The 1,069-nt window shown below is 69.3% G+C and carries 1 protein-coding gene; it reads left to right on the forward strand.

Going from position 1 to position 1,069, the window contains the following annotated elements:
- The coding region (locus tag ACYVDO_RS19670) for an IS256 family transposase (protein ID WP_460939087.1) at window positions 1-1,069 on the forward strand (1,069 nt) is incomplete at both ends.

The raw sequence follows: 1,069 nt of genomic DNA on the forward strand, positions 1-1,069 counted from the left end.
CGTGAGTCGGTCCGTACCGTGTTGCAGGAGTTGATCGAGGCCGAGGCGGCCGAGGTGATCGGCGCGGGCCGGTACGAGCGGACCGAGGCGCGCACGGCCGAACGCAACGGGCACCGGCCGCGGTTGTTGACGACCAAGGCCGGCGATGTCCAGCTGGGCATCCCCAAGCTGCGCCCGGGGTCGTTCTTCCCGAGCATCCTGGAGCCACGCCGGCGGATCGACCAGGCGTTGTACGCGGTGGTGATGGAGGCCTACGTGAAGGGCGTCTCGACCCGCGGCGTGGACGACCTGGTCGCCGCGATGGGCGCCTCCGGGGTGTCCAAGTCGGAAGTGTCGCGGATCTGCGCGGGCCTCGATGAGGTGGTCGGCGCGTTCCGCACCCGCCGGCTGGACCACGCCGAGTTCCCTTACGTCTTCCTCGACGCCACGTACCTGCACGTGCGCACCCAGGCCTCCCAGGTCGTCTCCAAGGCCGTCGTCGTGGCCACCGGCGTGACCGAGCAGGGGCGCCGGGAGATCCTCGGCCTCGATGTCGGGGACAGCGAGGACGAGGTGTTCTGGCGGGCCTTCCTGACCACCTTGAAGAAGCGCGGCCTGGCCGGGGTCCGGCTGGTCATCTCCGACCAGCACGCGGGCCTGGTCGCCGCCCTCGGCCGGTCCCTGCAAGGCGTGGCGCACCAACGCTGCCGGGTGCACTTCATCCGCAACCTGCTCGCCCATGTCCCCAAGGGGCAGGTCGAGATGGTTGCCGCGCTGTTCCGCACCATCTTCGCCCAGCCCGACCGGGAATCGATGTCAGCGACCTGGGAGGCGGTGCGCGACCAGCTCGCCGCACGGTTCCCCAAAACCGGGCCGCTGATGGACGATGCCAAGGCAGAAGTATTGGCGTTCAACGCCTTCCCGCGGGCGCACTGGCGCAAGATCTGGTCCACCAACCCTCTCGAACGCCTGAACAAGGAGATCAAACGCCGCGCCCGGGTCGTGGGCATCTTCCCCAACGACGCCGCCGTGATCCGCCTCGTCGGAGCCGTCTTGGCCGACACCCACGACGAATGGGTCACCGACGAAC

This window comes from Phycicoccus ginsengisoli (assembly GCF_054779295.1).